Below are 21,680 nucleotides of genomic sequence, written 5' to 3' on the forward strand. Positions count from 1 at the left end.
TAGTGTTCCGCGGCGCGGAGGCCGCGGAGGACCGATGAGCGAGAACGTCGAGAGCGCCTGGCACGCCGGGGAACTGGAGGAGCCGGCCTGGTTCGCCGTGTTTTCGCTCGCTCTGGGCGTGTTCAGCCTGGTGACGGCCGAGTTCCTGCCCGCCAGCCTGCTGACGCCGATGGCCGCGACGTTCGGCGCCTCGGAGGCGCTGGTCGGTCAGGCGGTGACAGTGACGGCCGCCACGGCCCTGGTTGCCGCCCTGCTTGCCGCCGTGGTGACGCGCCGGATGGACCGCCGCCTGGTGCTGATGGGCTTCTCCGTGCTGCTCATCGCGTCGAACCTGTTGGTGGCGCTGGCACCCGACCTCATGGTCCTGCTGCTGGCCCGCGTGCTGCTCGGCGCGGCCCTCGGCGGATTCTGGAGCATGGCGACCGCGGTGGCGATGCGCCTGGTTCCCCCCGCTTTGTTGCCACGCGCCCTCTCGATGATCTTCAGCGGGGTCTCGATCGCGACCATCGTGGCAGCGCCGGTCGGCGCCTGGCTCGGCCATCTGTTTGGCTGGCGCAGCGTGTTCCTGCTGGCGATGGCGATCGGCGTGGTGACGCTGCTGTTCCAGGCCGCCAGCCTGCCGCGCCTCGCCTCGATCGGCGAGGCGCGCCTGCGCACCCTGACCGAGGTGCTGCTACGGCCGGGTATCGGGCTCGGCATGCTGTGTTCCGTCCTGGTGTTCGGCGGCCACTTCGCCCTGTTCACCTACATCCGGCCCTATCTGGAAGACGTCGCGGGCGTCGGCATCAACACCATGGCCCTGATCCTGCTGGGCTTCGGCATCGCCAACTTCGCCGGCACCCTGATCGCCGGCCTGCTGCTCGAGCGCAGCCTGCGGCTGACCCTGACCGTGATGCCGCTGGTGATCGGTGCCGCCGGTCTGGCGCTCGCAGGGCTGCATGCCGGGGCGCCGACGCGCGCGCTGCTGATGGCGCTGTGGGGCATGGCCTTCGGTGGGGTGCCGGTGGGCTGGTCGACCTGGCTGGCGCGCTCGGTGCCCGACGAGGCGGAGAGCGCCGGCGGCCTCCTGGTCGCCGCGGTGCAGCTCGCCATCGCTTCCGGGGCGGCAGCAGGCGGTCTGGTCTTCGGCATGACCGGCGTCGTCGGCGTGTTCGCCTCCGGCGGCCTGGTACTGCTGCTGACCGCCGGGCTGATCTGCTTCGGGCTGCCCCGGAAGGCGTGACCGGAGCCCGTTGTGCGCTGGAACAGGTGGGTCGTGCTGTTGGCGAGCGCGGTCAAGACCAGCAGGGCGCTCGCTACCCGAGCGGCAGGTGAAGCGGCACACCAAACCAAAGGCCAGTGGTAAAACCTGACGACTCCTCCGTCAGCTGATGACCACTCGGCGTGCCGTTAGAGCCTGTTTGAAAACGCCTGATGCTGGATGAGAGCGGCCCCCACTCCTAAGCATTGGAGGGCCACGGCCGGCGTGACTTTTCGAGCACCGGAGCGGAGCCGCCTCCTGGCGGTGAGCGCCGGAGCGAAGCAAAGGCGTGTCGGATCGCCAGCAGCAGGTGTTTGCAAACTGGCTCTTACAACTATGACGACGGTGCTGGCAGTGATAGCATTGCGTTCAAGCGAACGAGGAACGCGCATGGCTGGCAGCCTCAGCATACGCAATGTCGATCAGGACCTGATAATCCGTCTGAAACGCCGGGCGGCACGTCATGGGCAGTCGGCTGAAGCCGAGGTGCGCGATATTCTTCGACAGGCTCTAGACGGCGAGCCGGATGCTGACTTCGAACGCCTGGCCGCCGAGCTGAGGCGGCTGACGGCAACCCGGGTGCAGACGCCCGCCGAGATCCTGCAGCGCGAGGGCCGGGACGAGCGGTGAAGCGGCTCGTCATCGATGCCAGCGTTGCAATCAAGTGGGTGGTCGAGGAGGCGGGAACGACTGCAGCGCTGGCCCTACGACGGTATCGGCTATCGGCGCCCGATCTGCTGATTGCGGAGTGTGCGAACATCCTGTGGAAAAAGGTGCGCCGCCAGGAGATCAGCCTGGACGAAGCCTCGCTCGCGGGCCGCCTGCTGGAACACGCTGATGTCGAACTGATCCCCATGCGGCGTCTGCTTGCGCCAGCGCTCCGCCTTGCCGTTCAGATGGACCATCCGGCCTATGACTGCGTCTACCTCTCGCTTGCCCAGTCGAGCGGGTGCAGCTTCGTCACGGCCGATGCCCGATTGTGCGCGAAGGCGCACAGCCATGTGCCTCCGGACCAGATCCTGGATCTGGCAACCGTTCTGGAGCGACTGGATGCACAGACCGGGCAGTGAAGGAAGCAGCCGGAGTGAAGGCCAGGCCGATCGCCTTCAGAGGGTCGCCGACGATCGTGGATGCAAAAAGCCTGTCGCTCAGAGACCGTTTGAGAATGTGCTAGAGCAAGGCCGGCTCAAGTTGAGCCGGTAGACTTGCTCTACCAGATTGATCTAGAGACTGATTCACGTCTCAGGCTGGTTCAGCCTGAGACGATCAGGCTCTAGGTCGAGCAAGAGTGCCGCGACGCGGCACGCCCGGCGCGTCTTTCGAGAACCGGAGCGGAGCCGCCTTCTTGCGGTGAGCACCGGAAGCGGAGAAAGGCGGGTCGGATTGCCGGCATAGCGCATTCCCGAACGGTCTCTCAACGATCCGGCTCTTGTCGTCTGACTGGCGCCTCGGCTACCGGACCGGGAGCGACGAAAGCGGCGGGGCAATCTCCTCGAGCGACCTGCCTTCCGCGTCGATACCTAGACGCAGCGCCACCACGCCGGCGATCAGCATGAGGGCGGCGGCCCCGGTGTAGCCGAAGGCCAGCGGCTCGCGGCCGCCGATATCGATCAGCACGCCGAACAGCCACGGCGCGCCGGCGCCGCCGATCACCGTGCCCATGGCGTAGAACAGCGCGATCGCCAGCGCCCGTGTCTCCAGCGGGAACACCTCGCTCGCGGTGAGGTAGGCCGACGATGCCGCGGCGGAGGCGAAAAAGAAGATCGCCACCCAGCCCAGCGTCTGCGTCAGCGCGTTCAACTCATGCGCCCGGAACATCCAGGCGACCGCGATCATCAGCAGGCCGGAGACCGTGTATGTCGCGAAGATCATGCGCCGCCGGCCGATGGTGTCGAACAAGGTGCCGAGCAGCAGCGGCCCGAGAAAGTTGCTGATCGCCAGCGGCAGGATGAACATCCCGACATCGCGCCCGTCCACGCCCTCGTAGTGCGTCAGCACCATGCCGTAGGTGAAGAACACGGCGTTGTAGAGGAACGCCTGCGCGATCATCAGCACCATGACCAAGATGCTGCGCATGCGATACTGCCCGACCATCAGGCGCAGCACCAGGCGAAAACCGAAGCGGTGCCGCGGATGCACGGTCATCATCTCGTGCACGTGTTCGAGCGTCTGTCCGGTCGAGGCGGCGACCCGCTTCTCGATGTCGCAGGTGACGCGCTCGCCCTCCTGGTGCTGGCCATGTGTGCAGAGCCAGCGCGGGCTTTCCGGCACCCAGCGGCGCAGCGCGATCACGATCAGGCCCAGGATGCCGCCGATCGCAAAGCCGAAGCGCCAGCCGAAGGTGACCGGCATGTAGGTGCCGCCGATCAGGAAGATCGAACCGCCCGCGCCGAGGGCGGCTCCCGCCCAGAACGATCCGTTGATGATGAGATCGACACGGCCGCGCAGCCGCGCCGGAATCAGCTCGTCGATCGCGGAGTTGATCGCGGAATACTCGCCGCCGATGCCGAGCCCGGTGATGAAGCGGAACAGTGCGAAGCTCGCGAAATTCCACGAGCACGCCGACAGCAGCACGCCGCCGATATAGACCGCGAGCGTCAGCGTGAAGATCGCCTTGCGCCCGACCTTGTCGGTCAGCCAGCCGAAGATCAGCGCGCCGACCACCGCGCCGACCACGTACAGAGAGGCCGAGCTGCCGATTTCGCTCGGCGTCATCGACAAGGTTCGATGATCCTGCAGGATCGGCGCGATCGAGCCCACGATGGTCACCTCGAGCCCGTCCAGAATCCAGGTGATGCCGAGCGCCACCACCACCAGCATGTGGAACCGGCTCCAGGGCAGGCGGTCGAGCCGTCCCGGGATGTTGGTCTGGATCGGGAGGTGCGCGCCGGGAGTGGCGCCGAGTGCTGTGGAAAACCGGGGTGCTGTCGCGGCGGAGCTCAGGACCGTTCCTCCAGCCTTTTGATCAGTTCCTGCACGATCGCCGGATCGGCGAGCGTGGTGGTGTCGCCGAGTTCGGCGGTGTCGCGGGTGGCGATCTTGCGCAGGATGCGTCGCATGATCTTGCCGGATCGTGTCTTGGGCAGTTCGGGCGCCAGCAGCACCGTGTCGGGTGCTGCGTAGCGGCCGAGCACCTGGCCGACATGACGCGCGAGCTCGGCCTCGATGCCCGACGCGCCCTCGCGCGCTTTCAGCGGGACATCCTCGCGCGCTTTCAGCGGGACATCCTCGCGCGCTTTCAGCACGACGAAGGCAAACAGCGCCTGCCCCTTGATGTCGTGCGGCACGCCGATCACCGCGGCCTCGGCGACCGCGTCGTGGGTGTCGAGGGCGCCCTCCACCTCGGCGCTGCCGATGCGATGGCCGGAGACGTTGATCACGTCGTCGACGCGCCCGGTGATCCAGTAATAGCCGTCGCTGTCGCGGCGCGCGCCGTCGCCGGTGAAATAGTAGCCGGGATAGGTGCTGAAATAGGTCTGCACGTAGCGGGCATGGTCGCCCCAGATGGTGCGCGCCTGCCCCGGCCAGGAGCGGCTGATGCAGAGATGGCCCTCGGCCTCGCCCTCGAGCTCCTGGCCCTTCTCGTCGACCAGCACCGGGCACACGCCGGGCAGCGGCAGCGTCGCCGAGCCCGGCTTCTGCGCGATCGCACCGGGCAGCGGCGCGATCATGATGCCGCCGGTCTCGGTCTGCCACCAGGTATCGACCACGGCGCAGCGCTCGCCACCGACCTCGTGGTAGTACCACAGCCAGGCTTCCGGATTGATCGGCTCGCCGACGGTGCCCAGCACACGCAGCGACTTGCGTGAGGTCGCGTGCAGGAAGCTCGGATCGTCGCGCATCATCGAGCGGATCGCCGTCGGCGCGGTATAGAAGCTCGCCACCTGGTACTTGTCGATGATGCGCCACCAGCGGCCCGGCTCCGGCCAGGACGGGTTGCCCTCGAAGATCAGCGTGGTGCCGGCATTGGCCAGCGGGCCGTACACGACATAGCTGTGGCCGGTCACCCAGCCGATGTCGGCGGTGCACCAGAACACCTCGCCGGGCCTGTAGTCGAACACCGCCTCGTGGGTGAAGCGGGCCCACAGCAGGTAGCCGGCGGTGGTGTGCAGCAGCCCCTTCGGCTTGCCGGTGCTGCCCGAGGTGTAGAGCAGCAGCAGCGGGTCCTCGCCGCCCATCGGCTCCGGCTCGCACCGGTCGGACTGCCCGCGCACGGTGGCGGCATAGTCGAGGTCGCGCCGCTTCTTCATGGCGACCGGGGCACCGGTCAGGCGCAGCACCAGCACATGCTCGACCTTGTGGCCGGACCCGGTCCCGCCCCCGCTCTCCACAGCAAGCGACAGCGCCTCGTCGATGCAGGCCTTGAGCGGCACCCGCTTGCCGGCACGGCGCCCCTCGTCGGCGGTGATCACCAGGCGCGCGCCGCAATCGCCCAACCGGTCGGCGATTCCCAGCGCCGAGAAACCCGCGAACATCACCACATGCACCGCGCCGATGCGCGCGCAGGCGAGCATCGCGATCGCCCCCTCGGGCACCATCGGCAGATAGATCGCAACCCGGTCGCCCTTCCGGATGCCCAGCGCCCGCAACGCATTCGCCAGCCGGCACACCTCGGCATGCAGCTGCCGGTAGGTCAGCGTCCGGCTGTCATCCTCGGCCTCGCCCTGCCAGATCAGCGCGGCACGGTCGCCATGCTGGTCGAGATGCCGGTCCAGGCAGTTGACCGAGACGTTCAGGATGCCGTCGGCGAACCAGGACACCCGCACATCGCCGTCGAAGCTGCTGTTGCCGGCAAGCTCGGGCGTCCGGATCCAGTCCAGGCGGCGCGCCTCCTCATGCCAGAAGCCGTCGGCATCGTTGACCGCATGGTTCGACATCAGCCGGTAGCGCGCGGCGTTGACCACCGCCGATGCGGCCAGGGACGGCTTCACATGATAGATCTGTGCCGATTCCACGTCGCCATCGCTCCCGGACTGCCCTGCCCGTTCATCGGTGCATCGGCTGCATCAGCATCTTGTCGCCGTACCGGCGAGAGAGCGAAGCACTTCGGCACGAGCCTTGCCGGATCGGGTTGGTGAAGGCAAGGGCAAGCATTGAATGCCCGCAATGCTTACGCACTTGTATCGGAAATGGAGTTGTAACGAAGACGGCCCTACCAGCCCGAGCCGACGCGAACGCTGCTACTGCGTGCTCGCCGCGAGCAGGCGGCCGGACAGCTGCAGCGGCTGATGGCCCTGGCCGACCAGGACAGCGGCGACGCCGAACACCAGCGCCAGCGCGAGACAGACCTCGACCAGGCGACGTCGTTTCACTTCCGGAGAACGCCCTATCATGCTCTACCCCAGCCGCCGCGGATATTGGACTTAACACACCTGTCGTATCGTGCAATCCCGTGACGACCATCGTGCTGCTTCGCCATCCCAGGCCGGCGCTCCCGGAGGCCGGCCTATGCTACGGGCGCCTCGACCCGGAGCTGCGACCGGGCTGGCAGGCGGAGATCGACGCACTCACTTTGCCGGTCCTCCGCGATGCGCTGCTCTGGACCTCGCCGAGCCGGCGGTGCGCAGCGCCCGCCAGACGGCTCGCGGCCCGGCTCGGCTTGCAGGTCAGGGTCGACGAACGCCTGCAGGAGCTCGATTTCGGTGACTGGGAAGGCCTGAGCTGGGATCAGGTGCCGCGCGCGGCACTCGATCTCTGGGCTGGCGACCTGCTCGCCTTCGCGCCGCCAGGCGGCGAAACCGGCGCGGCCCTGGTCGAGCGGGTCGGCCGCTTCCACGGCATGCTGCGCGCTGATGCACGATCTGCCATCGTGGTATCGCATGGCGGCCCGCTGAGGGTCCTGTCGCCGCTGCTGCGCGACGTGCCGGTGGATCTTGCGGCACCCGCGATGGATTTCCTCGCCGGGCAGGCGCTGACGCTGGCCTCTAGCAGGGTGCTGAAAAACCCGAGAACGATGCAGTCGCTATGAAACCAAAGCAGGCCAAGGGCTTCGCCCCTGGACCCCATCAAAGGCTAGCCTTTGAAATCCCTGTATTTTTAGAATCGGGGTCTGGGGCCTTCGGCCCCAGCGGGACCAGGGCAGCGCCCTGACGTTGCTTTTTCAGCAGCCTGCTAGAGCCGGTCTTGCTCTAGTTGAGCACCGGCGCACAGGAGCAGCACGGTCTCCGCCAGCACGGAGCAGGCGCCGAGCACATCGCCGGTATGACCGCCGAGCCGGAGCCGGCAGAACCGCGCCATGCCGACGCCGCACAGCAACGCGCCCGCCAGCAGCCAAGGCGCGAGCCGCAGCGCAACCAGCAGCGGGGTTGCGATCACCGCCAGGACCAGTCCCAGGCCCGCCGCGCGGCGCCCGATCGGTTGCAGCAGCGCCGCCAGGCCGCCGGTGCGTGCGGGCAAACTCAGCATCGCCACCAGGATGATCGCGGCCCGCGACAGCATGCAGGAGGCGATGAGCGCCACGGCGACCCGCGCCGGATCGGCCAGCGTCGCCACGGCCGCGATGCGCGTGAGGCTGCTCACCAGCAAGGCCAGCGCGCCGTAGCTGCCGATCCGGCTGTCATGCATGATGGCAAGGCGTCGATCGACCGACTGGCCGCCGCCGAGACCGTCCACCATGTCGGCGAGGCCGTCCTCGTGCAGGCCGCCGGTCAGCAGCAGCATCGCAGCCAGCGTCCAGCAGGCGCCCAGCAGCGGCGACAGCCCGATCCGGCACGCCGCCGCGTAGGCACAGGCGCCGATCACGCCGACCAGCGCGCCTGCGATCGGGAACGCCCAGACCGCGCCGCCCATGGCGATGCCCGGAGCGCGCGGCATCAGCCAGCCGACCGGCAGCCGGGTGAAGAAGCCGAGGGTGACCGCCAGATCGGTGCGCAGGCGCCGGATCATGGCGTCGTCCTGGAGCAGCATCCATCTACCCCGGCCTCGGCGAAGCTCGCCATGCCGGCGTGGCAGGCGAGTGCCGCACGCAGCAGGGGCACCGCGAGGGCAGCACCCGAGGCCTCGCCCAGGCGCAGGCCGAGATCGAGCAGCGGCGACAGCCCGAGGCCGCGCGCCAGCAGCCGGTGGCCCGGCTCGGCGGAGACATGCGCGAGCCATGTGTGCGCCAGGCCGCCGGGGGCAAGCCGCGCCAGCGGCGCCACCGAAGCGGTGCAGACATAGCCGTCGAGCAGCACCGGCACGCCGATCTCGCGCGCCGCCAGCGTGGCGCCCAGCAGCGCTGCCAGCTCGCGGCCGCCCAGGCATCGCGCCGCCTGCAGCGGATCGTCCAGGACCGCCGCATGCCGGTCGAGGGCCGCCGCCACCACCGCCTGCTTGCGCTGCAGCCCCGCATCGTCGAGCCCGGTGCCGCGGCCGGTCCAGGGCGAGGCACTGCCGTCGCCATGCAGCGCCGCCGCAAGACAGGCGGCTGCCGTGGTGTTGCCGATCCCCATCTCGCCAAGACAGAGCAGGTCGCTGTCCGGGCGCACCGCCGCGTGCCCCGCCTGTACCGCTTCGAGGAACTCGGTTTCGCTCATCGCCGGCGCCTGCGACAGGTCGGAAGTCGGCCGCTCCAGCGACAGCGGCACCACGCGCAGCGCGGCCCCGGCGATCCGGGCGAGCTGGTTGATGGCGGCGCCCCGGGCGGCGAAGTTGTCGACCATCTGCGCGGTCACCGAAGCCGGATAGGGCGACACACCTTGCGCCACGACGCCGTGGTTGCCGGCGAAGACCAGGATCTCGACACGGTCCAGCCGCGGCATCGCGCGCCGCTGCCATGTGGCAAGCCAGCCGACCACCTGCTCCAGCACCCCGAGGCTGCCCGGCGGCTTGGTCAGCGTCGCCTGCCGTGACGCCACTGCCGCCGCGGCCGCCCGGTCCGGCGGCGGCACATCCCGGCAGGCCGCGCGCAGGGCGTCGATCGAGGAGAACTGCGTCATGCCGGCCCCAATCATGATGGAAACGCCGCGATGGCGTGGAAGAAGGAGCCGCTGACGAAGCCGCGCACGCCGCCGGCGTCGCCCAGGTCGTGGCCGGCGGCATCGCGAAGCCGGGCCAGCGGACGATCGGAGCCCGCATCGGTCACCCGCGCATAGTGGAACTCGTGACCGCGCAAGATGGCCCCGGCAGGTCCGAGGACCGTTTCCTGCACCAGGAACGCCTCGCGATAGCCGAGGGCGAGCCGGCGGCGGGCGAAGCTGGTGGCGTGCCCGAGGAGCGCCGCCATTGGGTGCACGACACCATCCGCATCCTCCAGCGTCTCGCCCAGCACCATGTAGCCGCCGCACTCGCCATGCACCGGCCGCATCGCGGCAAAGCGGCGCAGGCCGTCGAGGAAGCGGCTGTTCTGCGCGAGCCGGCCGGCGTGCAGTTCCGGGTAGCCGCCGGGCAGCCAGCAGCAGTCGCAGTCCGCGGGCGGAGCTGCATCGGCCAGCGGCGAGAACGCGACGATCTCGGCGCCGGCATCCCGCCAGCCCTGCGCCACGTGCGGGTAGAGGAAGCTGAACGCGTCGTCGCGGGCGAGCGCGATCCGCTGCCCGGGCGGCGGCAGCGCCGGCGGCACCCGGCTCCCCGCGATCGCCAGCGGCGCCATGACATCCAGGATGGCATCGAGGTCCAGAGCCGCTTCCGCCCGCGACGCCAGCTCGTCCAGGAAGCCAGCCAGCGCCGCATGCTCCTGCGCCTGCACCAGGCCGAGATGGCGCTCCGGCAGGGCGAGCGCCGGATCGCGCAGCAGGCAACCCAGGACCGGCAGCCCCGCCGCCTCGATGGCAGCCGCGGCACCGTCGCGATGTCGCGCCGAGGCCGCGCGGTTGAGCACCACGCCGGCCACCCGCACGCCCGCCTCGTGCAGCGCAAAGCCGCGCGCCACCGCGGCCGCCGATTGCGACTGGCCGGAGATGTCCAGCACCAGCAGCACCGGCAGGCCCAGACGGCTTGCAATATCAGCCGGACGGCCACGTTGGCCGGCCGGTCCGGCGACGCCGTCGAACAGCCCCATCGCCGCCTCGACCACCAGCAGCGGCGCCGCATCCGAGAGGTCGGCCGCGAGCCGGTCGAGCAGCGCGGGCGGCATCGCCCAGCTATCGAGGTTGAGGCAAGGCGTGCCGAGACAGGCCGCGTGGAACCCCGGATCGATATAGTCCGGCCCCGACTTCGCGGCGCGCACGGCGAGGCCGCGCCGTCGAAGTGCGCCGAGCACGGCCAGCGTCACCAGCGTCTTGCCGCTTCCGGACCGTGGCGCTGCTATCATCAGCCCGCGCGTCATGCCATGCGACGCCAGGACGCGACGCCGGGAGCGCGATGACACCAGACGGCCCCACGCCGGACGAGCTGAAACCGAAAGGACCGCTGCGCCGCGGCTGGACCACCGGGGCCTGCGCCACGGCCGCCGCCAAGGCCGCCTATGCCGCCCTGCTGGATGGGAGCTTTCCCGATCCGGTCTCGATCGCGCTGCCGAACGGCGCCGCGCCGAGCTTTGCGCTCGCGGAGCACCGGCTCGCCAACGGCGTCGCCAGCGCCGGGGTGATCAAGGACGCGGGCGACGATCCGGACGTGACGCACGGCGCACTGGTACGTGCCGAGATACGCCTGCTCGATCCCGGCAGCGGCGTGCGGTTTCGGGCCGGCCCCGGCATCGGCACCGTCACCCGGCCCGGCCTGCCGCTGCCGCCCGGCGAGCCCGCAATCAATCCGGGGCCACGACGCATGATCGAGGCGGCGCTGGCCTCGCTGCGATCCTCCCCGGACGCGCTGGTGACGCTGAGCATCCCGGGCGGCGAGGCGCTGGCGCGGCACACCTTGAACGGCCGGCTCGGCATCGTCGGCGGCCTCTCGATCCTCGGCACCACCGGCATCGTGGTGCCATTCTCCTGCGCCGCCTGGATCGACAGCATCCGGCGCGGCATCGACGTGGCCCGCGCCATCAAGCTGGAGCATGTCGCAGGCAGCACGGGACGGACCTCGGAGGCGGCGATCCAGCGGCTGCACGGCCTGGAGGAGACCGCGCTGATCGAGATGGGCGACTTTGCCGGCGGCATGCTGAAATACCTGAAGCGGCACCCGGTGCCGCGCATCAGCATCGCCGGCGGCATCGGCAAGATCACCAAGCTGGCGCAGGGCCGGCTGGACCTGCATTCCGGCCGCGGCAGCGTGGATCGGCAGGCGCTCAGCGACATCGCCGCCGAGGCGGGCGTAGCGGCGGCAAACGTCATGCGCATCGCCGGCGCCAACACGGCCGCCGAGGCCTTCGCGATCGCGCGCGAGGACGGCATTGCGCTGGGCGATCGGATCGCGGCCGATGCCTGGCAGGTCGCAGCCCACGTGCTCGGCGACGTGCCGGTCGCGCTCGAGATCGTGCTGTTCGACGCTCAGGGCCTGGTGTCCGGGCGCTGCGGGATGACGCCGTTGCGAAAGCGCCGGACGTAGTCCGGACGGTAGAGCGCGCTCTCGATGGTCGTCTCGCCGGCCAGCGCCGGCCCGACCAGGACCAGCGCGGTGCGCTCGATCGGCTCGCTCGCCAGCATCGCCGCGATGCTCCCGAGGGTGCCGCGCACGATGCGCTGGTCCGGCCATGAGGCGCGCGCCACCACCGCCACCGGCCCCTCGGAGCCATAGAACGGCACCAGCTCGGCGACGATCCCGGCAATGCCGTGGATGCCGAGGTGGATCGCGAGCGTCGCCCCGGTCGCGGCATACGCGGCCAGCGTCTCGCGCTCCGGCATCGCCGAGGCGCGGCCGGACAGGCGTGTCAGCACCACGCTCTGGGCGATGCCGGGCAGCGTCAGCTCGCAGCCGAGTGCCGCCGACGCCGCCGCGAATGCCGGCACGCCGGGGGTGAGCGTGTACGGGATGCCGGCGCGGTCCAGCCGGCGCAGCTGCTCGGCCAGCGCGCTGTAGATCGACAGGTCGCCGGACTGCAGGCGCGCAACATCCTGGGCCGCCGCATGCGCGCGGTGGAACTCGGCCTCGATCGCATCGAGATGCATCGAAGCGGTATCGACCAGCCGGGCGTCCGGCGGGCAATGCGCCAGCATCGCCCGGGGCACGATCGAGCCCGCATACAGGCATACCGGGCACGCCGCCAGCAGGTCGCGTCCGCGCAGCGTCAGCAGGTCGGCAGCCCCCGGCCCGGCGCCGATGAAATGCACACTCATGGCTCGCCGCCCGACGCGAAAGCACAGGTCACGCCCGCCGCGGACCGGCGTGGCAGCAGCAGGTGCGCCTGCGGACCGAGTGCGGCCAGCGCGCAGGCCTCTGCCACGCTGTGCAGCCCGACCGCAGCTTCGACGCGCTCCGACCGGGTCACGCAGCGCGGCTGCTGCTCGCGCAAAGCCTCGCTCGGCACCCGCCTCAGCTCCAGGCCGAGCAGGCGTGCCGCCTGGTGCAGGCCGGGCTCGTCGCGCTTGAAGTCCGGCACCGCCAGCAGATCGGGCATCCGGCCGGCCTCGGCAGCGCAGGCCCGCACCAGTGCCACCACGGCCGCCGCCGGGATCTGACGCCGGCAGCCCAGCCCGGCCACGATCCGGTCAGAGCCTTCTTGGAGACACCTGACGCTCTCAGCCATGCCACGCCCATTGCAGGATGCGCATGGCCGGGCGCAGCGCGTGCATGCTGCCGATCGTGTCCAGCCGGTCGATGCCGAACCGGGTGAGCGTCCCGCCGTGGCGGGCCTGGTGGGCTATCAGCAGCGCCTCGGTTTCGAGCGTCACGGCGTTCGCCACCAGCCGGCCGCCAGACCGCAAGGCGAGGCAGGCGGCATCGAGCACGCCGGGATCGCTGGCGCCGCCGCCGATGAACACCGCATCCGGAGGCGGCAGCCCGTCGAGCGCCAGCGGGGCCGCGCCCGCGTGCAGCTGCAGCCCCGGCACACCGAGGGCCCGCGCATTGCGCGCCGCTCGCGCCCGCCGCGCCGGGTCGGGCTCGATGCCGACCGCCCGGCATGCCGGGTGGCACAGCATCCATTCGATCGCGATCGCGCCGGAGCCGCAGCCGATATCCCAAAGCAGTTCGCCCTGCCGTGGCGCCAGCGCCGAGAGGGTCAGGGCCCGGATTTCCCGACGCGTCATCTGGCCGTCATGCTCGAAGGCGGCATCGTCCAGGCCGCAGGCGAGCGGCAGCGCACTTGCCTCGGCGCCGGTGGGCAGCGCGATGGCCAGCAGGGTCAGCGGGTCGATCTCGCCGGGCAGCGTCTGGTCGGCCTGCCGCGTCACGATCCGCTCGCGCGGGCCGCCGAGCGCCTGCATCAGGTGCAGCGTCGCAGCCCCGAAGCCGCGTCCGGCCAGCAGGCCGGCGATGGCGGCCGGGCTGGCGGCGTCGGCGCACAGCACCAGCAGCCTGGCCGCCGGCTGCAGGGCCGGCACCAGCGCCTCGACCGGCCGGCCGCACACCGACAGCGTGCGGGTTGTCTGCAGGCTCCAGCCAAGGCGCGCGCAGGCCAGCGAAAAAGCGGAGGGCTGCGGCAGGCAGATGAACTCGTCGGCCGGGATGCCGCGCGCCAGCAGGCTGCCGATGCCGAACCAGAACGGGTCGCCGGACGCGAGCACGACGCAGCGTCGAGGGCGCCGGGATAGCAGCAGCGCCGCCGGATCGCCAAGCGGCACCGGCCACGCCGCCGCCTCGCCATGGATCAGCTCGCGCGCAAGGGCCAGATGCCGGGTGCCCCCGAAGACGAACTCCGCCTCCGACAGCAGGCCGCGGGCCTGGCCGGACAGGCCATCGACACCATCCTCGCCGATCCCCAGAATGGACAGCCATGGCGACCGGCTCATCGCGCCCGATCCGGAGCAGGGCCCTGCGCGTGCTCATCCTGGGGGGCACCGGCGAAGGATTTTCGCTGGCGCAGCGCCTGCGCAACGACCCCCGTTTCGTGGCAACCTACTCGCTTGCCGGTGTCACGCGCACACCGGCGCTGCCGGGCATCATGCACCGGATCGGCGGCTTCGGCGGCGCGGCCGGCCTCGCCGATTGGCTGGAGCGAGAGGGCATCGCGGCGCTCGTCGATGCGACGCATCCCTATGCTGCGACGATCAGCCGGAACGCCGGGCAGGCCGCAGCCAGCGCCGCGATCCCGCTGCTGCGGATTGCCCGGCCGCCCTGGACATCGCGGCCCGGCGATCGCTGGACCAAGGCGGAGGACACCGGTCACGCCGCCCGCATGCTGCTCGCGGACGCGCCCCGGACGGTGCTGCTGACGCTCGGCGCCAAGGATCTGGTGCCGTTCCGGCAAGCCCCGCAGCATCGCTACGTGATCCGCTGCATCGATCCGCCCGATGCCGATCGGACGCCGCCGGCCGTGCTGCTGCTGGACCGTGGCCCGTTCAGGCTGCAGGACGAGCGCGCGCTGCTGGCGCGCCACTGCATCGACATCCTGGTCACCAAGAACTCCGGCGGCGACGCCACCGCGCCGAAGCTGCAGGCCGCGCGCGAGGCAGGCATCCCGGTCGTGATGATCCGGCGCCCGGAGGCCGCACCCGCCGGCAGCGAGGTGCCGGATGCCGCGGCGGCCTGGGACTGGATCGAACGCCTGCATCAGGCCGCCCCGGCGCCGCGCGGCGCATAGAGCCACGGCGTGCGGCCCTCCCCGCGCGCGATGCTCCGCGTCGCCTCGGTGCCGACCAGGACCAGCGTACGCATGTCCGCCTGCTCCGGGCTCGCGTCGGCGAGATCGGTCAGCACGATGCGCTCCTCCGGACGACTGATTGCGGTCGCGAACACCACCGGCACGGTCCCGGGCAGCAGCGCGCGCAAGGCATCGAGCGCCTCTCCCAGTTGCCACGGACGAGCGGCCGAAACCGGATTGTACAGCGCCATGCCGAGCCCCGCCGCCGCCGCCGCCTGCAGCCGACGCAGCACCACCGGCCAGGGCTTGAGGTTGTCCGACAGCGAGAGCACGCAGAAATCGTGCCCGAGCGGCGCACCCAGCCGGGCCGCCACCGCGAGCATCGCCGAGATCCCCGGCATCACCGCGACATCGAGCCGCCGCCAGGCGGGATCGCCGTGCTCGATCGCCTCGAACACCGCGCTCGCCATGGCGAACACCCCGGCGTCGCCGGACGACACCACCGCGACCCGCCGCCCCTCGGCCGCCAGCGACAGGGCATGCCGGGCCCGGTCGAGCTCCTGGCGATTGTCGGACGTGTGCCGGATCGCACCCAGGGCGCCTTCGATGCGCTGCAGATAGGGCCCGTAGCCGACCAGGTCCGTGGCAGCAGCCAGCGCCGCGCTGACCTGCGGCGTACGCAGCGAAGGATCCCCTGGCCCGAGGCCGACGATCACGAGCCGGCCGGTCATCGTGCGCGCCTTCTCCCCGGCACCAGGACCATCGAGAAATAGGGCGCCGCCTGCCCGGCCATCTCGGCGAGCGGCATGATGCGCTGCCCCGGCATCATGCCGCTCTCGACATAGATCGCGCGCGACAGCAGCCCGGCATCGTCCAGCGCCGCCTGGATCTTCGCGAGGTTGCTGCCGACCTTCATGATGACGGCGGCGTCCCCGATCGCGAGCCGCGCCGCCAGCGTCTGCCGGTCGAGGGTTCCGGGCAGCACCAGCAGCACGTCGTCGCCGTGCGTGAACGGCACCCCGGCGGCCGACCAGCAGCCGCTCATGCCGGTGACGCCGGGCACGATCTCGAACGGGAACTCCCGGTGCAGCCGGTCGAACAGGTACATCGCCGAACCGTAGAAGAATGGGTCGCCCTCGCACAGCAACGCCACGTCGCGGCCCAGGGCCAGGCGTTCGGCGAGCCGTGCCGCGCTGGCTTCGTAGAAAATGCCGATCTCGGCCAGGTAGCGCGGATCGGCGACCGACAGCTCGGTGGTGAACGGGTATTCGAAGCGCAGCAGCTCGGCCCGCGGGTCGATCCGGTCGCCGGCGATACGCCGCGCATGCCCGGTGCGGCCACGCTTGGCGAAGTACGCCACCACCGGCGCCGCCTCGATCAGCCGGAGCGCCTTCAGCGTCAGCAGCTCGGGATCGCCAGGACCCATGCCGACGACATGCAGGGTGCCGCTCACTCCGCCCGGCTCGCGAGCGCGTTCAGGCAGCCGGCGGCCATCGCGCTGCCGCCTTGGCGCCCGGCGACGATGGCATAGGGCACCCGGCCGAACGCCTCCAGCGCCTGCTTGCTCTCGGCGGCACCGACGAAGCCGACCGGCATGCCGATGATCGCGGCCGGAGCGGGGGCGCCCTCCGCCAGCATCTCGAGCAGGTGGAACAGGGCCGTCGGCGCGTTGCCGATCGCGACCACGGCCCCGGCCAGGCGGTCGCCCCAGAGCTGCAGCGCCGCCGCCGAGCGCGTTGTTGCAAGGGTGCGGGCCAGCCCGGGGGTGCGCGGATCGCGCAACGTGCAGATGACCTCGTTGCCGGCCGGCAGGCGGGCACGGGTGATGCCGTGCGCGACCATCTCGGAGTCGCACAGCACCGGACAGCCACCGCGCAGGGCTTCCCGGGCGACGGCGACAAAGCCCGGGCTGAAGCGCAGGCTCGCAGCCAGCTCGACCATGCCGCAGGCGTGGATCACGCGCACCGCGAGCGGCACCTCGTCGGCCGTGAACCCGGAAAGGTCGGCCTCGGCACGGATGATGGCAAAGGAGCGCGCATAGATCGCGTCGCCGTCCCGCTCGTACCCGGTCGCAGAGACGGTTCGAAAGTCTGTATCGCTCAAGACGGGTCTGCGCTCCTGCCGAGTCTCCCGACGAGTTGCATGCAGTCGAGCCCGTCGGCCAGCGCTGTATCGCCTGCCCGCCCATCCCGCACCAGTCCGTACAGCCCACGGCCGTCCCGGATCCCCCTGCCGACCAGCGTCAGTGCTGCCGGCCCGGGATGCGCGCACCCCTTGGCGCAGCCGGACACGTGGATCGAGGGTGCGCGCACCCCCAGGCGCAGCAGAGCGAGGGCGTCGGCCCGCGCGTCAACCTTGCCGCTGCTGCAGCCGGCCGAGCCGATGCAGGCATTGACCAGTAGGCGCGGATCGCCGGGGTCCTGCACCAGCCCGTCCAGGGCATCGCGCAGCGCCGGCACCGCAGCCGGGTCGATCCCCGCGACCAGCATCGCCCGCCAGGTCGTGAGATGCAGCAGGCCATCACCATCGCGTGCGGCGAGCGACGCCAGGCGCGTCAGCAGGCCGGAATCCAGTTGCCCGAACGGCAGGCCGAAGCCGAAGGCGCCGGCCTCGGGATGCCAGCCGACGACATGCGGGCCGATCGGGCGAGGGGCGCGGGGCGCGGCGTGCGGACGCCTTCGCGTCGGTGGCAGCGCGCGTACCATCGACAGCGCGACGGCCGGCACGGCGGCAGCTGATGCATCGCGCGTATGGCCGCCGAGGAAGAGGCGCCATGTATCGCCCTGCGGCCGGACGAGGAGGTCGGCCTGGTCGTCCGCGAGCGGAAATCGCCCGGCGCTGACGCCGAAGGCAAATTTCGCCGGCAGCGCGTCGAGCCATGCGGCGCACTCGATGGTGGTGGCCAGCGCCTCGGCCACGGCGACCGCCGGAGCCGGCATCAGGGGCGAGACGATGAGATTGCGGCGGCGTTCGCGCGCCGGATCGGGATCGGCAAGGCCGGCGGCGACAAGCTGCCGGGCCGCGTGCTCCGCCGTGTCGGGCGTCAGGCCCCGCAATTGCAGGTTACCGCGCCCGGTGAGGTCGATCAGTCCATTGCCGGACGCCCTGGCAACCTGTGCGACCGCGAAAGCCTGCCGCACCGTAATACGGGCCAGCCTCGGCTTGAGGCGGATCAGCCAGCCGTCGCCGGACTGCATCGGCGTGAACAGGTCCGGACACCATCCGCGCGCGTCGGCCACTGCTCCTCCTTCGGACACGGCTCACCGTTGTCGGCGGAACAGTCCGGGATCGGGTGGTGATCGGCAAGCGCCTGCAGGCAAATCCGTCAGGCCTGGCGGAGCTGGACCTCGTCGAAAACGCGCTCGTGGTTGTCCATCGAATTCTTGGCGCGATACTGGCAGCCCTCGTTGGTCACCGGCATCGCGCGCACGATCGTGTAGACCCCGGGGCGGACATTGATATTCGAGCTGTTGTGCAGCAGCGCGACGCGGTCGCCGACGGCAAACTTGTGTTTAGCCACTCAATCTTTCTCCAAAAAGCGGGCCTTCCTCAACGCGAAAGCATCCCAGCAGAAAGTGCTGGCGGCGCCGAAGCGCCGCCAGTTGATCAGGTCGCCTGAAGATTGACGGCCGAGACCTTGCCCTGCTGGCCACGCTCGAGCTCATAGCTGAGCTTCTGGCCCTCATTCAGGGTCGCGAGCCCGGCGCGCTCGACGGCCGAGACATGCACGAACACGTCCTTGGAGCCGTCAGTCGGCTCGATGAAACCGAAGCCTTTCTGGGTGTTGAACCACTTAACCGTACCTGTCGACATTAGCGTATCTCCGTTACCGGCAAAATTCCCGCGCACAGGCGGGACATCATCACTTCTATTTTCGGGAACCGGAAGGCACACACGCGAAACAGAACCGAGATCTTGCCCCGGTTAGAAATTTAACCGTAAGCGACCCTACAGCACGCGAGGCCGGACGGCACGCGGTATTTTCAAGTATTTTCTCATAACACAGCAATGTTGATCAGCAATAGCACCTTAAACCCAATCCTGAAGGTCAATTCTCTACTCGCCGGCGCCCCGGACCAGCGCCGCCAAGCTTCTCTCGTAGCGTCCCGGGGCGATAGGAACGCTTGAATCGGCCCCGCCGCTGCAGCTCCGGCACCAGCCAGCGCCCGACCGCCTCGAAGGTCTCGTGCGCCACGACCTGGCACAGGTTGAACCCCTCGATGCCGCTCTCGGCCGCCCAGCCCTCGACCTGATCCGCGACGCTCGCCGCCGAGCCCACGAAGACCGGGCCGATCCCGCCGATGCCGACATGCTCGGCCACGTCGCGCACCGTCCAGCGCCGATCGGGGTCGGCCCGGGTGATGTTGTCCAGCGCCGAGCGACCGGCATCATTCTCCACATGCCGGATGGCCTGGTCGAGCGGCAGCCTGGACAGGTCGATGCCGGTCCAGCCAGACATCAGGGCGAGCGCCCCCTCGTGGCTGACATGCGCGCGATACTCCTGCTGCAGGTCCTGCGCCTGCCGGTCGGTCTCGGCCACGATCACGGTGGCGAGCGAGAAGCAGCGGATCGCCGCCGCATCCCGCCCGGCCGCCCGGGCCAGCGCCCGGATCGCATCCGCACGGGCGCCGACGATGGCCGCCGTCGGGCCGGAGACGAACACGCACTCGGCGTAGCGCGCCGCGAACTCCCGGCCACGTGGCGAGCTGCCGGCCTGGTACAGCACCGGCGTGCGCTGCGGCGACGGCTCCTGCAGGTGGATCGCGTCGAGCTGCACATGCGGCCCGTCATGCCGGATGCGATGCACGCGCGCCGGGTCCGCATAGATCCCGCGCGCCGTATCCCGCAGCACCGCGCGGTCCTCCCAGCTCCGCTCCCAGAGTGCCAGGATCGCCTGCATATAGTCCTCGGCGACGTCATAGCGGTCGTCGTGGGCGCGCTGCCGCTGTTGGCCCGCAGCGCGGGCGGCGCTGTCCAGGTACGACGTCACGATGTTCCAGCCGATGCGGCCGCCGGTCAGGTGGTCGAGCGTGGACATGCGCCGGGCGAACGGGAACACCGGCTCGTAGGACAGGCTCGAGGTGACGCCGAATCCCAGCTCGCTTGTCACCATCGCCATCGCCGGGATCACCAGCATCGGGTCGCCGGCCGGGACCTGGGTGGCGGCACGCAGCGCCGCATCCGCGCTGCCGCCGAACACGTCATAGACGCCGAGCACATCGGCCAGGAACACGCCTTCGAACAGCCCCCGCTCCAGGATGCGGGCAAGGTCGGTCCAGTACGCCAGCGTGTTGAACTGCGTCGAGCGGCAGCGCGGATGCGTCCACAGCCCGGGCGACTGGTGCCCGATGCAGTTCATGGTGAAGGCGTTGAAGCGGAGCTCCGGCTTCACGCCGCCAGCATCTCGGCGACATGGGCTGCCAGCGCGCGCGGCTGCATCGAGATCTGCGGCAGACCCATCAGCTCGCCGAAAGTGCCGCGCGCCAGCGGTCCGACCACGAAGAGCCGCGGCCAGGCGCTGCCGTCCGGCCGCAGCAGGTGGGCTCTCGCATCGACGGCGAGCCCCAGGCCGGTTGCGTCAGCCGTCAGCATGCCGGCCGCCGCCATGCCGCCGAGCAGCGGATTGGAGCGCAGCACGCCGCCATGCGCCGGCCCGGTGCAGTTGACGACGAAGTCCGCCCGCAGCCGGCGGCGGGCGATGGCGTCGGCATGGCGCGGATGCAGTTCCAGGGCGAGGCTGCCATCCGGCGCCGTCTCGACGCCGAGCAGCGTTGCTGCCACGATCTCGAGCTGCCCCGCGGCCTGCGCCGCGCGTAACGCATCGTCGATCTGCGGCGCGCACTGGAACCGGTGCACGTCCCAGAACGCGCGCAGGTGCCGCAACGCCCGCCGCCGCTCATGCGGCGGCAGCGCGTTCCACAGCACGAAGGCCTGCTTGCGCATGGCGTCGATCACATCCTCCCAGGGACGCCCGCCGGCCGCGCACTCGGCCATCAGGCCGCGCACCCGCCGCAGCAGCGACAGGGCGTCCGTGGCCGGCGCCGTGGTGAAGTCGCCGAACGCCTCGACCGGCAGCGTCGTGCGCGCGCGGGGCAGCAGCCCATGCCGCGACAGGCCGACGATCGGCCCGGCATGACCCTGGCCACGCAGCAGGGCGATCACGTCGCAGCCGGTCAGGCCGGTGCCGAGCACCACAACCCGTGCCGTGGCCGGGATCGCGGCCAGCGCCCGGCTGTCCCAGGGATTGCCGAGCAGGCGCGCAGTCGCCTGCGGCGGCAGGTGGCGCAGCGGCGCCGGCAGCGCGGGCGGCGGATGGCTGGTCGCCAGCACCACCATGTCGGCGGTGACCGTCTCGCCGCCGGCAAGGCTGACAGCGAATGCCGGCTGCGGTGCCGCGACCACCGAGCGGGCCATGTCCCGGACATGCCGCACGCGCGACCCGCTCGCACCGGCGGCATGCCGTGCCAGCAGCTCCGCGACATACGCGCCGAACAGGCCGCGGCGGGGGAACAGGGTGCCGTCCGGCCGCGCCGCCTCGGGATCTTCCGGCAGGCCGCGCGCGCGCAGCCACTGGTCGAAATGCGTGCGATCCTCCTCGAACAGCGCCATGCGCGCCGCCGAGACGTTGATCCGCAGCAACGGGTTGGCGGTGTCGTAGGCGAGCCCTGCCCCCAGCGTCTCGCGCGGCTCGATCAGGTCGAGGCAGACCGGCACGCGCGGATGGTCGCGCAGCATGTGCAGCGCGAACAGCGTGCCGCTGAGACCGCCGCCGATGATCGCGATGCGCCTGGCGGGCGGGTCAGCCCGGCCGGGCTTGCCCTGAGGGGTTGGAATCATAAGCTTCATGCTGGTCCGACCATCCCGCTGGTGCAACCCACCCGGCCGCGACCAGAGCAGGAGACA

23 protein-coding genes are annotated in these 21,680 nt (G+C 70.7%); 6 read left to right on the forward strand and 17 right to left on the reverse strand.

Annotation, left to right across the window (positions count from 1 at the left end):
- Positions 1–34 precede the first annotated feature (34 nt).
- The 3 genes from ACQY4O_RS13260 to ACQY4O_RS13270 all read left to right on the forward strand — a co-directional run bounded on the left by ACQY4O_RS13260 (position 35) and on the right by ACQY4O_RS13270 (position 2,310).
- Entirely contained in the window at positions 35–1,222 is a 1,188-nt protein-coding gene (locus ACQY4O_RS13260; RefSeq protein WP_428376833.1) for an MFS transporter, read from the forward strand.
- A gap of 354 nt (positions 1,223–1,576) precedes the next feature.
- On the forward strand, positions 1,577–1,870 hold the full coding sequence (locus ACQY4O_RS13265; RefSeq protein WP_428376834.1) for a FitA-like ribbon-helix-helix domain-containing protein: 294 nt from the start codon (positions 1,577–1,579) through the stop codon (positions 1,868–1,870).
- Positions 1,867–2,310, forward strand: coding sequence for a type II toxin-antitoxin system VapC family toxin (locus ACQY4O_RS13270; protein ID WP_428376835.1), 444 nt, complete (start codon positions 1,867–1,869; stop codon positions 2,308–2,310). Before ACQY4O_RS13265 ends, ACQY4O_RS13270 begins: the two co-directional genes overlap by 4 nt.
- A gap of 382 nt (positions 2,311–2,692) precedes the next feature.
- Here ACQY4O_RS13270 and ACQY4O_RS13275 read toward each other — a convergent pair whose 3' ends face one another.
- The 3 genes from ACQY4O_RS13275 to ACQY4O_RS13285 all read right to left on the reverse strand — a co-directional run bounded on the left by ACQY4O_RS13275 (position 2,693) and on the right by ACQY4O_RS13285 (position 6,552).
- Positions 2,693–4,060 (reverse strand): MFS transporter, encoded by a 1,368-nt coding sequence (locus ACQY4O_RS13275; RefSeq protein WP_428376836.1) that lies wholly within the window; start codon positions 4,058–4,060, stop codon positions 2,693–2,695.
- 119 nt (positions 4,061–4,179) lie between these two features.
- Positions 4,180–6,195 carry an acetate--CoA ligase gene (gene acs / locus ACQY4O_RS13280; protein WP_428376837.1) on the reverse strand — a complete coding sequence of 672 codons (2,016 nt, stop codon included), beginning with the start codon at positions 6,193–6,195 and terminating at the stop codon, positions 4,180–4,182.
- A gap of 225 nt (positions 6,196–6,420) precedes the next feature.
- Positions 6,421–6,552: a hypothetical protein gene (locus ACQY4O_RS13285; RefSeq protein ID WP_428376838.1), complete on the reverse strand. Its 132-nt coding sequence runs from the start codon at positions 6,550–6,552 to the stop codon at positions 6,421–6,423.
- Between the two features lie 80 nt (positions 6,553–6,632).
- On the opposite strand from ACQY4O_RS13285, the gene ACQY4O_RS13290 reads away from it, so the two are divergent.
- Positions 6,633–7,208, forward strand: coding sequence for a histidine phosphatase family protein (locus tag ACQY4O_RS13290; RefSeq protein ID WP_428376839.1), 576 nt, complete (start codon positions 6,633–6,635; stop codon positions 7,206–7,208).
- Between the two features lie 143 nt (positions 7,209–7,351).
- Here the strand turns inward: ACQY4O_RS13290 and ACQY4O_RS13295 are convergent, their stop codons facing one another.
- The 3 genes from ACQY4O_RS13295 to ACQY4O_RS13305 are packed head-to-tail and all read right to left on the reverse strand — an operon-like array spanning position 7,352 to position 10,469.
- Positions 7,352–8,125, reverse strand: a complete 774-nt coding sequence (locus tag ACQY4O_RS13295; protein WP_428376840.1) for an adenosylcobinamide-GDP ribazoletransferase — start codon at positions 8,123–8,125, stop codon at positions 7,352–7,354.
- On the reverse strand, positions 8,122–9,156 hold the full coding sequence (gene cobT, locus ACQY4O_RS13300) for a nicotinate-nucleotide--dimethylbenzimidazole phosphoribosyltransferase (protein ID WP_428376841.1): 1,035 nt from the start codon (positions 9,154–9,156) through the stop codon (positions 8,122–8,124). The genes ACQY4O_RS13295 and cobT overlap by 4 nt, the downstream gene beginning before the upstream one ends.
- Positions 9,157–9,167: 11 nt before the next feature.
- The gene (locus tag ACQY4O_RS13305) at positions 9,168–10,469 is read right to left on the reverse strand and encodes a cobyrinate a,c-diamide synthase (protein ID WP_428376842.1); all 1,302 of its coding nucleotides are present in this window, start codon (positions 10,467–10,469) and stop codon (positions 9,168–9,170) included.
- Positions 10,470–10,519: 50 nt separating this feature from the next.
- Between ACQY4O_RS13305 and ACQY4O_RS13310 the strand changes: the two genes are divergently transcribed.
- Positions 10,520–11,644: a cobalt-precorrin-5B (C(1))-methyltransferase gene (locus tag ACQY4O_RS13310; RefSeq protein ID WP_428376843.1), complete on the forward strand. Its 1,125-nt coding sequence runs from the start codon at positions 10,520–10,522 to the stop codon at positions 11,642–11,644.
- Here the strand turns inward: ACQY4O_RS13310 and cobM are convergent.
- Genes cobM through cbiE form a run of 3 tightly spaced genes read right to left on the reverse strand, consistent with a single transcriptional unit; the run spans position 11,587 to position 13,986 of the window.
- A complete protein-coding gene (gene cobM, locus ACQY4O_RS13315) occupies positions 11,587–12,372 on the reverse strand; it encodes a precorrin-4 C(11)-methyltransferase (protein WP_428376844.1) in 786 nt (261 codons plus the stop codon). The two genes, ACQY4O_RS13310 and cobM, sit on opposite strands and share 58 nt — an antisense overlap.
- On the reverse strand, positions 12,369–12,782 hold the full coding sequence (locus ACQY4O_RS13320; protein WP_428376845.1) for a cobalamin biosynthesis protein: 414 nt from the start codon (positions 12,780–12,782) through the stop codon (positions 12,369–12,371). The genes cobM and ACQY4O_RS13320 overlap by 4 nt, the downstream gene beginning before the upstream one ends.
- Positions 12,775–13,986 carry a precorrin-6y C5,15-methyltransferase (decarboxylating) subunit CbiE gene (gene cbiE, locus ACQY4O_RS13325; protein ID WP_428376846.1) on the reverse strand — a complete coding sequence of 404 codons (1,212 nt, stop codon included), beginning with the start codon at positions 13,984–13,986 and terminating at the stop codon, positions 12,775–12,777. Before cbiE ends, ACQY4O_RS13320 begins: the two co-directional genes overlap by 8 nt.
- Here cbiE and ACQY4O_RS13330 point away from each other — a divergent pair.
- A complete protein-coding gene (locus ACQY4O_RS13330; RefSeq protein ID WP_428376847.1) occupies positions 13,971–14,777 on the forward strand; it encodes a cobalt-precorrin-6A reductase in 807 nt (268 codons plus the stop codon). The genes cbiE and ACQY4O_RS13330 overlap by 16 nt on opposite strands.
- Here ACQY4O_RS13330 and cobJ read toward each other — a convergent pair.
- The 8 genes from cobJ to ACQY4O_RS13370 all read right to left on the reverse strand — a co-directional run bounded on the left by cobJ (position 14,747) and on the right by ACQY4O_RS13370 (position 21,614).
- Positions 14,747–15,508, reverse strand: coding sequence for a precorrin-3B C(17)-methyltransferase (gene cobJ / locus ACQY4O_RS13335; RefSeq protein WP_428376848.1), 762 nt, complete (start codon positions 15,506–15,508; stop codon positions 14,747–14,749). The genes ACQY4O_RS13330 and cobJ overlap by 31 nt on opposite strands.
- Positions 15,505–16,230 carry a precorrin-2 C(20)-methyltransferase gene (locus tag ACQY4O_RS13340; protein ID WP_428376849.1) on the reverse strand — a complete coding sequence of 242 codons (726 nt, stop codon included), beginning with the start codon at positions 16,228–16,230 and terminating at the stop codon, positions 15,505–15,507. The genes cobJ and ACQY4O_RS13340 overlap by 4 nt, the downstream gene beginning before the upstream one ends.
- Positions 16,227–16,880 carry a precorrin-8X methylmutase gene (locus ACQY4O_RS13345; RefSeq protein ID WP_428376850.1) on the reverse strand — a complete coding sequence of 218 codons (654 nt, stop codon included), beginning with the start codon at positions 16,878–16,880 and terminating at the stop codon, positions 16,227–16,229. Before ACQY4O_RS13345 ends, ACQY4O_RS13340 begins: the two co-directional genes overlap by 4 nt.
- Complete coding sequence (locus ACQY4O_RS13350) at positions 16,877–18,016, reverse strand: precorrin-3B synthase (RefSeq protein WP_428376851.1); 1,140 nt, start codon at positions 18,014–18,016, stop codon at positions 16,877–16,879. The genes ACQY4O_RS13345 and ACQY4O_RS13350 overlap by 4 nt, the downstream gene beginning before the upstream one ends.
- An 86-nt stretch (positions 18,017–18,102) precedes the next feature.
- Positions 18,103–18,297 carry a hypothetical protein gene (locus ACQY4O_RS13355; RefSeq protein WP_321985835.1) on the reverse strand — a complete coding sequence of 65 codons (195 nt, stop codon included), beginning with the start codon at positions 18,295–18,297 and terminating at the stop codon, positions 18,103–18,105.
- Positions 18,298–18,383: 86 nt separating this feature from the next.
- Positions 18,384–18,590, reverse strand: coding sequence for a cold-shock protein (locus tag ACQY4O_RS13360; protein ID WP_321985836.1), 207 nt, complete (start codon positions 18,588–18,590; stop codon positions 18,384–18,386).
- 235 nt (positions 18,591–18,825) lie between these two features.
- Positions 18,826–20,169, reverse strand: a complete 1,344-nt coding sequence (locus ACQY4O_RS13365) for an LLM class flavin-dependent oxidoreductase (protein ID WP_428376852.1) — start codon at positions 20,167–20,169, stop codon at positions 18,826–18,828.
- Positions 20,166–21,614: an FAD/NAD(P)-binding protein gene (locus tag ACQY4O_RS13370; RefSeq protein WP_428376853.1), complete on the reverse strand. Its 1,449-nt coding sequence runs from the start codon at positions 21,612–21,614 to the stop codon at positions 20,166–20,168. Before ACQY4O_RS13370 ends, ACQY4O_RS13365 begins: the two co-directional genes overlap by 4 nt.
- Positions 21,615–21,680 lie beyond the last annotated feature (66 nt).

This window comes from Lichenicoccus sp. (assembly GCF_965277665.1).
Lineage (GTDB): Bacteria > Pseudomonadota > Alphaproteobacteria > Acetobacterales > Acetobacteraceae > Lichenicoccus.

Excerpts from the sequence above, each read along its gene's own strand:
- ACQY4O_RS13260 (WP_428376833.1), top strand. The coding sequence starts at position 35 with ATGAGCGAGAACGTCGAGAGCGCCTGGCACGCCGGGGAACTGGAGGAG.
- ACQY4O_RS13265 (WP_428376834.1), top strand. The coding sequence starts at position 1,577 with ATGACGACGGTGCTGGCAGTGATAGCATTGCGTTCAAGCGAACGAGGA.
- ACQY4O_RS13275 (WP_428376836.1), bottom strand. The coding sequence starts at position 4,060 with ATGCTGGTGGTGGTGGCGCTCGGCATCACCTGGATTCTGGACGGGCTC.
- ACQY4O_RS13295 (WP_428376840.1), bottom strand. The coding sequence starts at position 8,125 with ATGATCCGGCGCCTGCGCACCGATCTGGCGGTCACCCTCGGCTTCTTC.
- cobT (WP_428376841.1), bottom strand. The coding sequence starts at position 9,156 with ATGACGCAGTTCTCCTCGATCGACGCCCTGCGCGCGGCCTGCCGGGAT.
- ACQY4O_RS13305 (WP_428376842.1), bottom strand. The coding sequence starts at position 10,469 with ATGATAGCAGCGCCACGGTCCGGAAGCGGCAAGACGCTGGTGACGCTG.
- ACQY4O_RS13310 (WP_428376843.1), top strand. The coding sequence starts at position 10,520 with ATGACACCAGACGGCCCCACGCCGGACGAGCTGAAACCGAAAGGACCG.
- cobM (WP_428376844.1), bottom strand. The coding sequence starts at position 12,372 with ATGAGTGTGCATTTCATCGGCGCCGGGCCGGGGGCTGCCGACCTGCTG.
- ACQY4O_RS13320 (WP_428376845.1), bottom strand. The coding sequence starts at position 12,782 with ATGGCTGAGAGCGTCAGGTGTCTCCAAGAAGGCTCTGACCGGATCGTG.
- ACQY4O_RS13330 (WP_428376847.1), top strand. The coding sequence starts at position 13,971 with ATGGCGACCGGCTCATCGCGCCCGATCCGGAGCAGGGCCCTGCGCGTG.
- cbiE (WP_428376846.1), bottom strand. The coding sequence starts at position 13,986 with ATGAGCCGGTCGCCATGGCTGTCCATTCTGGGGATCGGCGAGGATGGT.
- cobJ (WP_428376848.1), bottom strand. The coding sequence starts at position 15,508 with ATGACCGGCCGGCTCGTGATCGTCGGCCTCGGGCCAGGGGATCCTTCG.
- ACQY4O_RS13360 (WP_321985836.1), bottom strand. The coding sequence starts at position 18,590 with ATGTCGACAGGTACGGTTAAGTGGTTCAACACCCAGAAAGGCTTCGGT.
- ACQY4O_RS13370 (WP_428376853.1), bottom strand. The coding sequence starts at position 21,614 with ATGATTCCAACCCCTCAGGGCAAGCCCGGCCGGGCTGACCCGCCCGCC.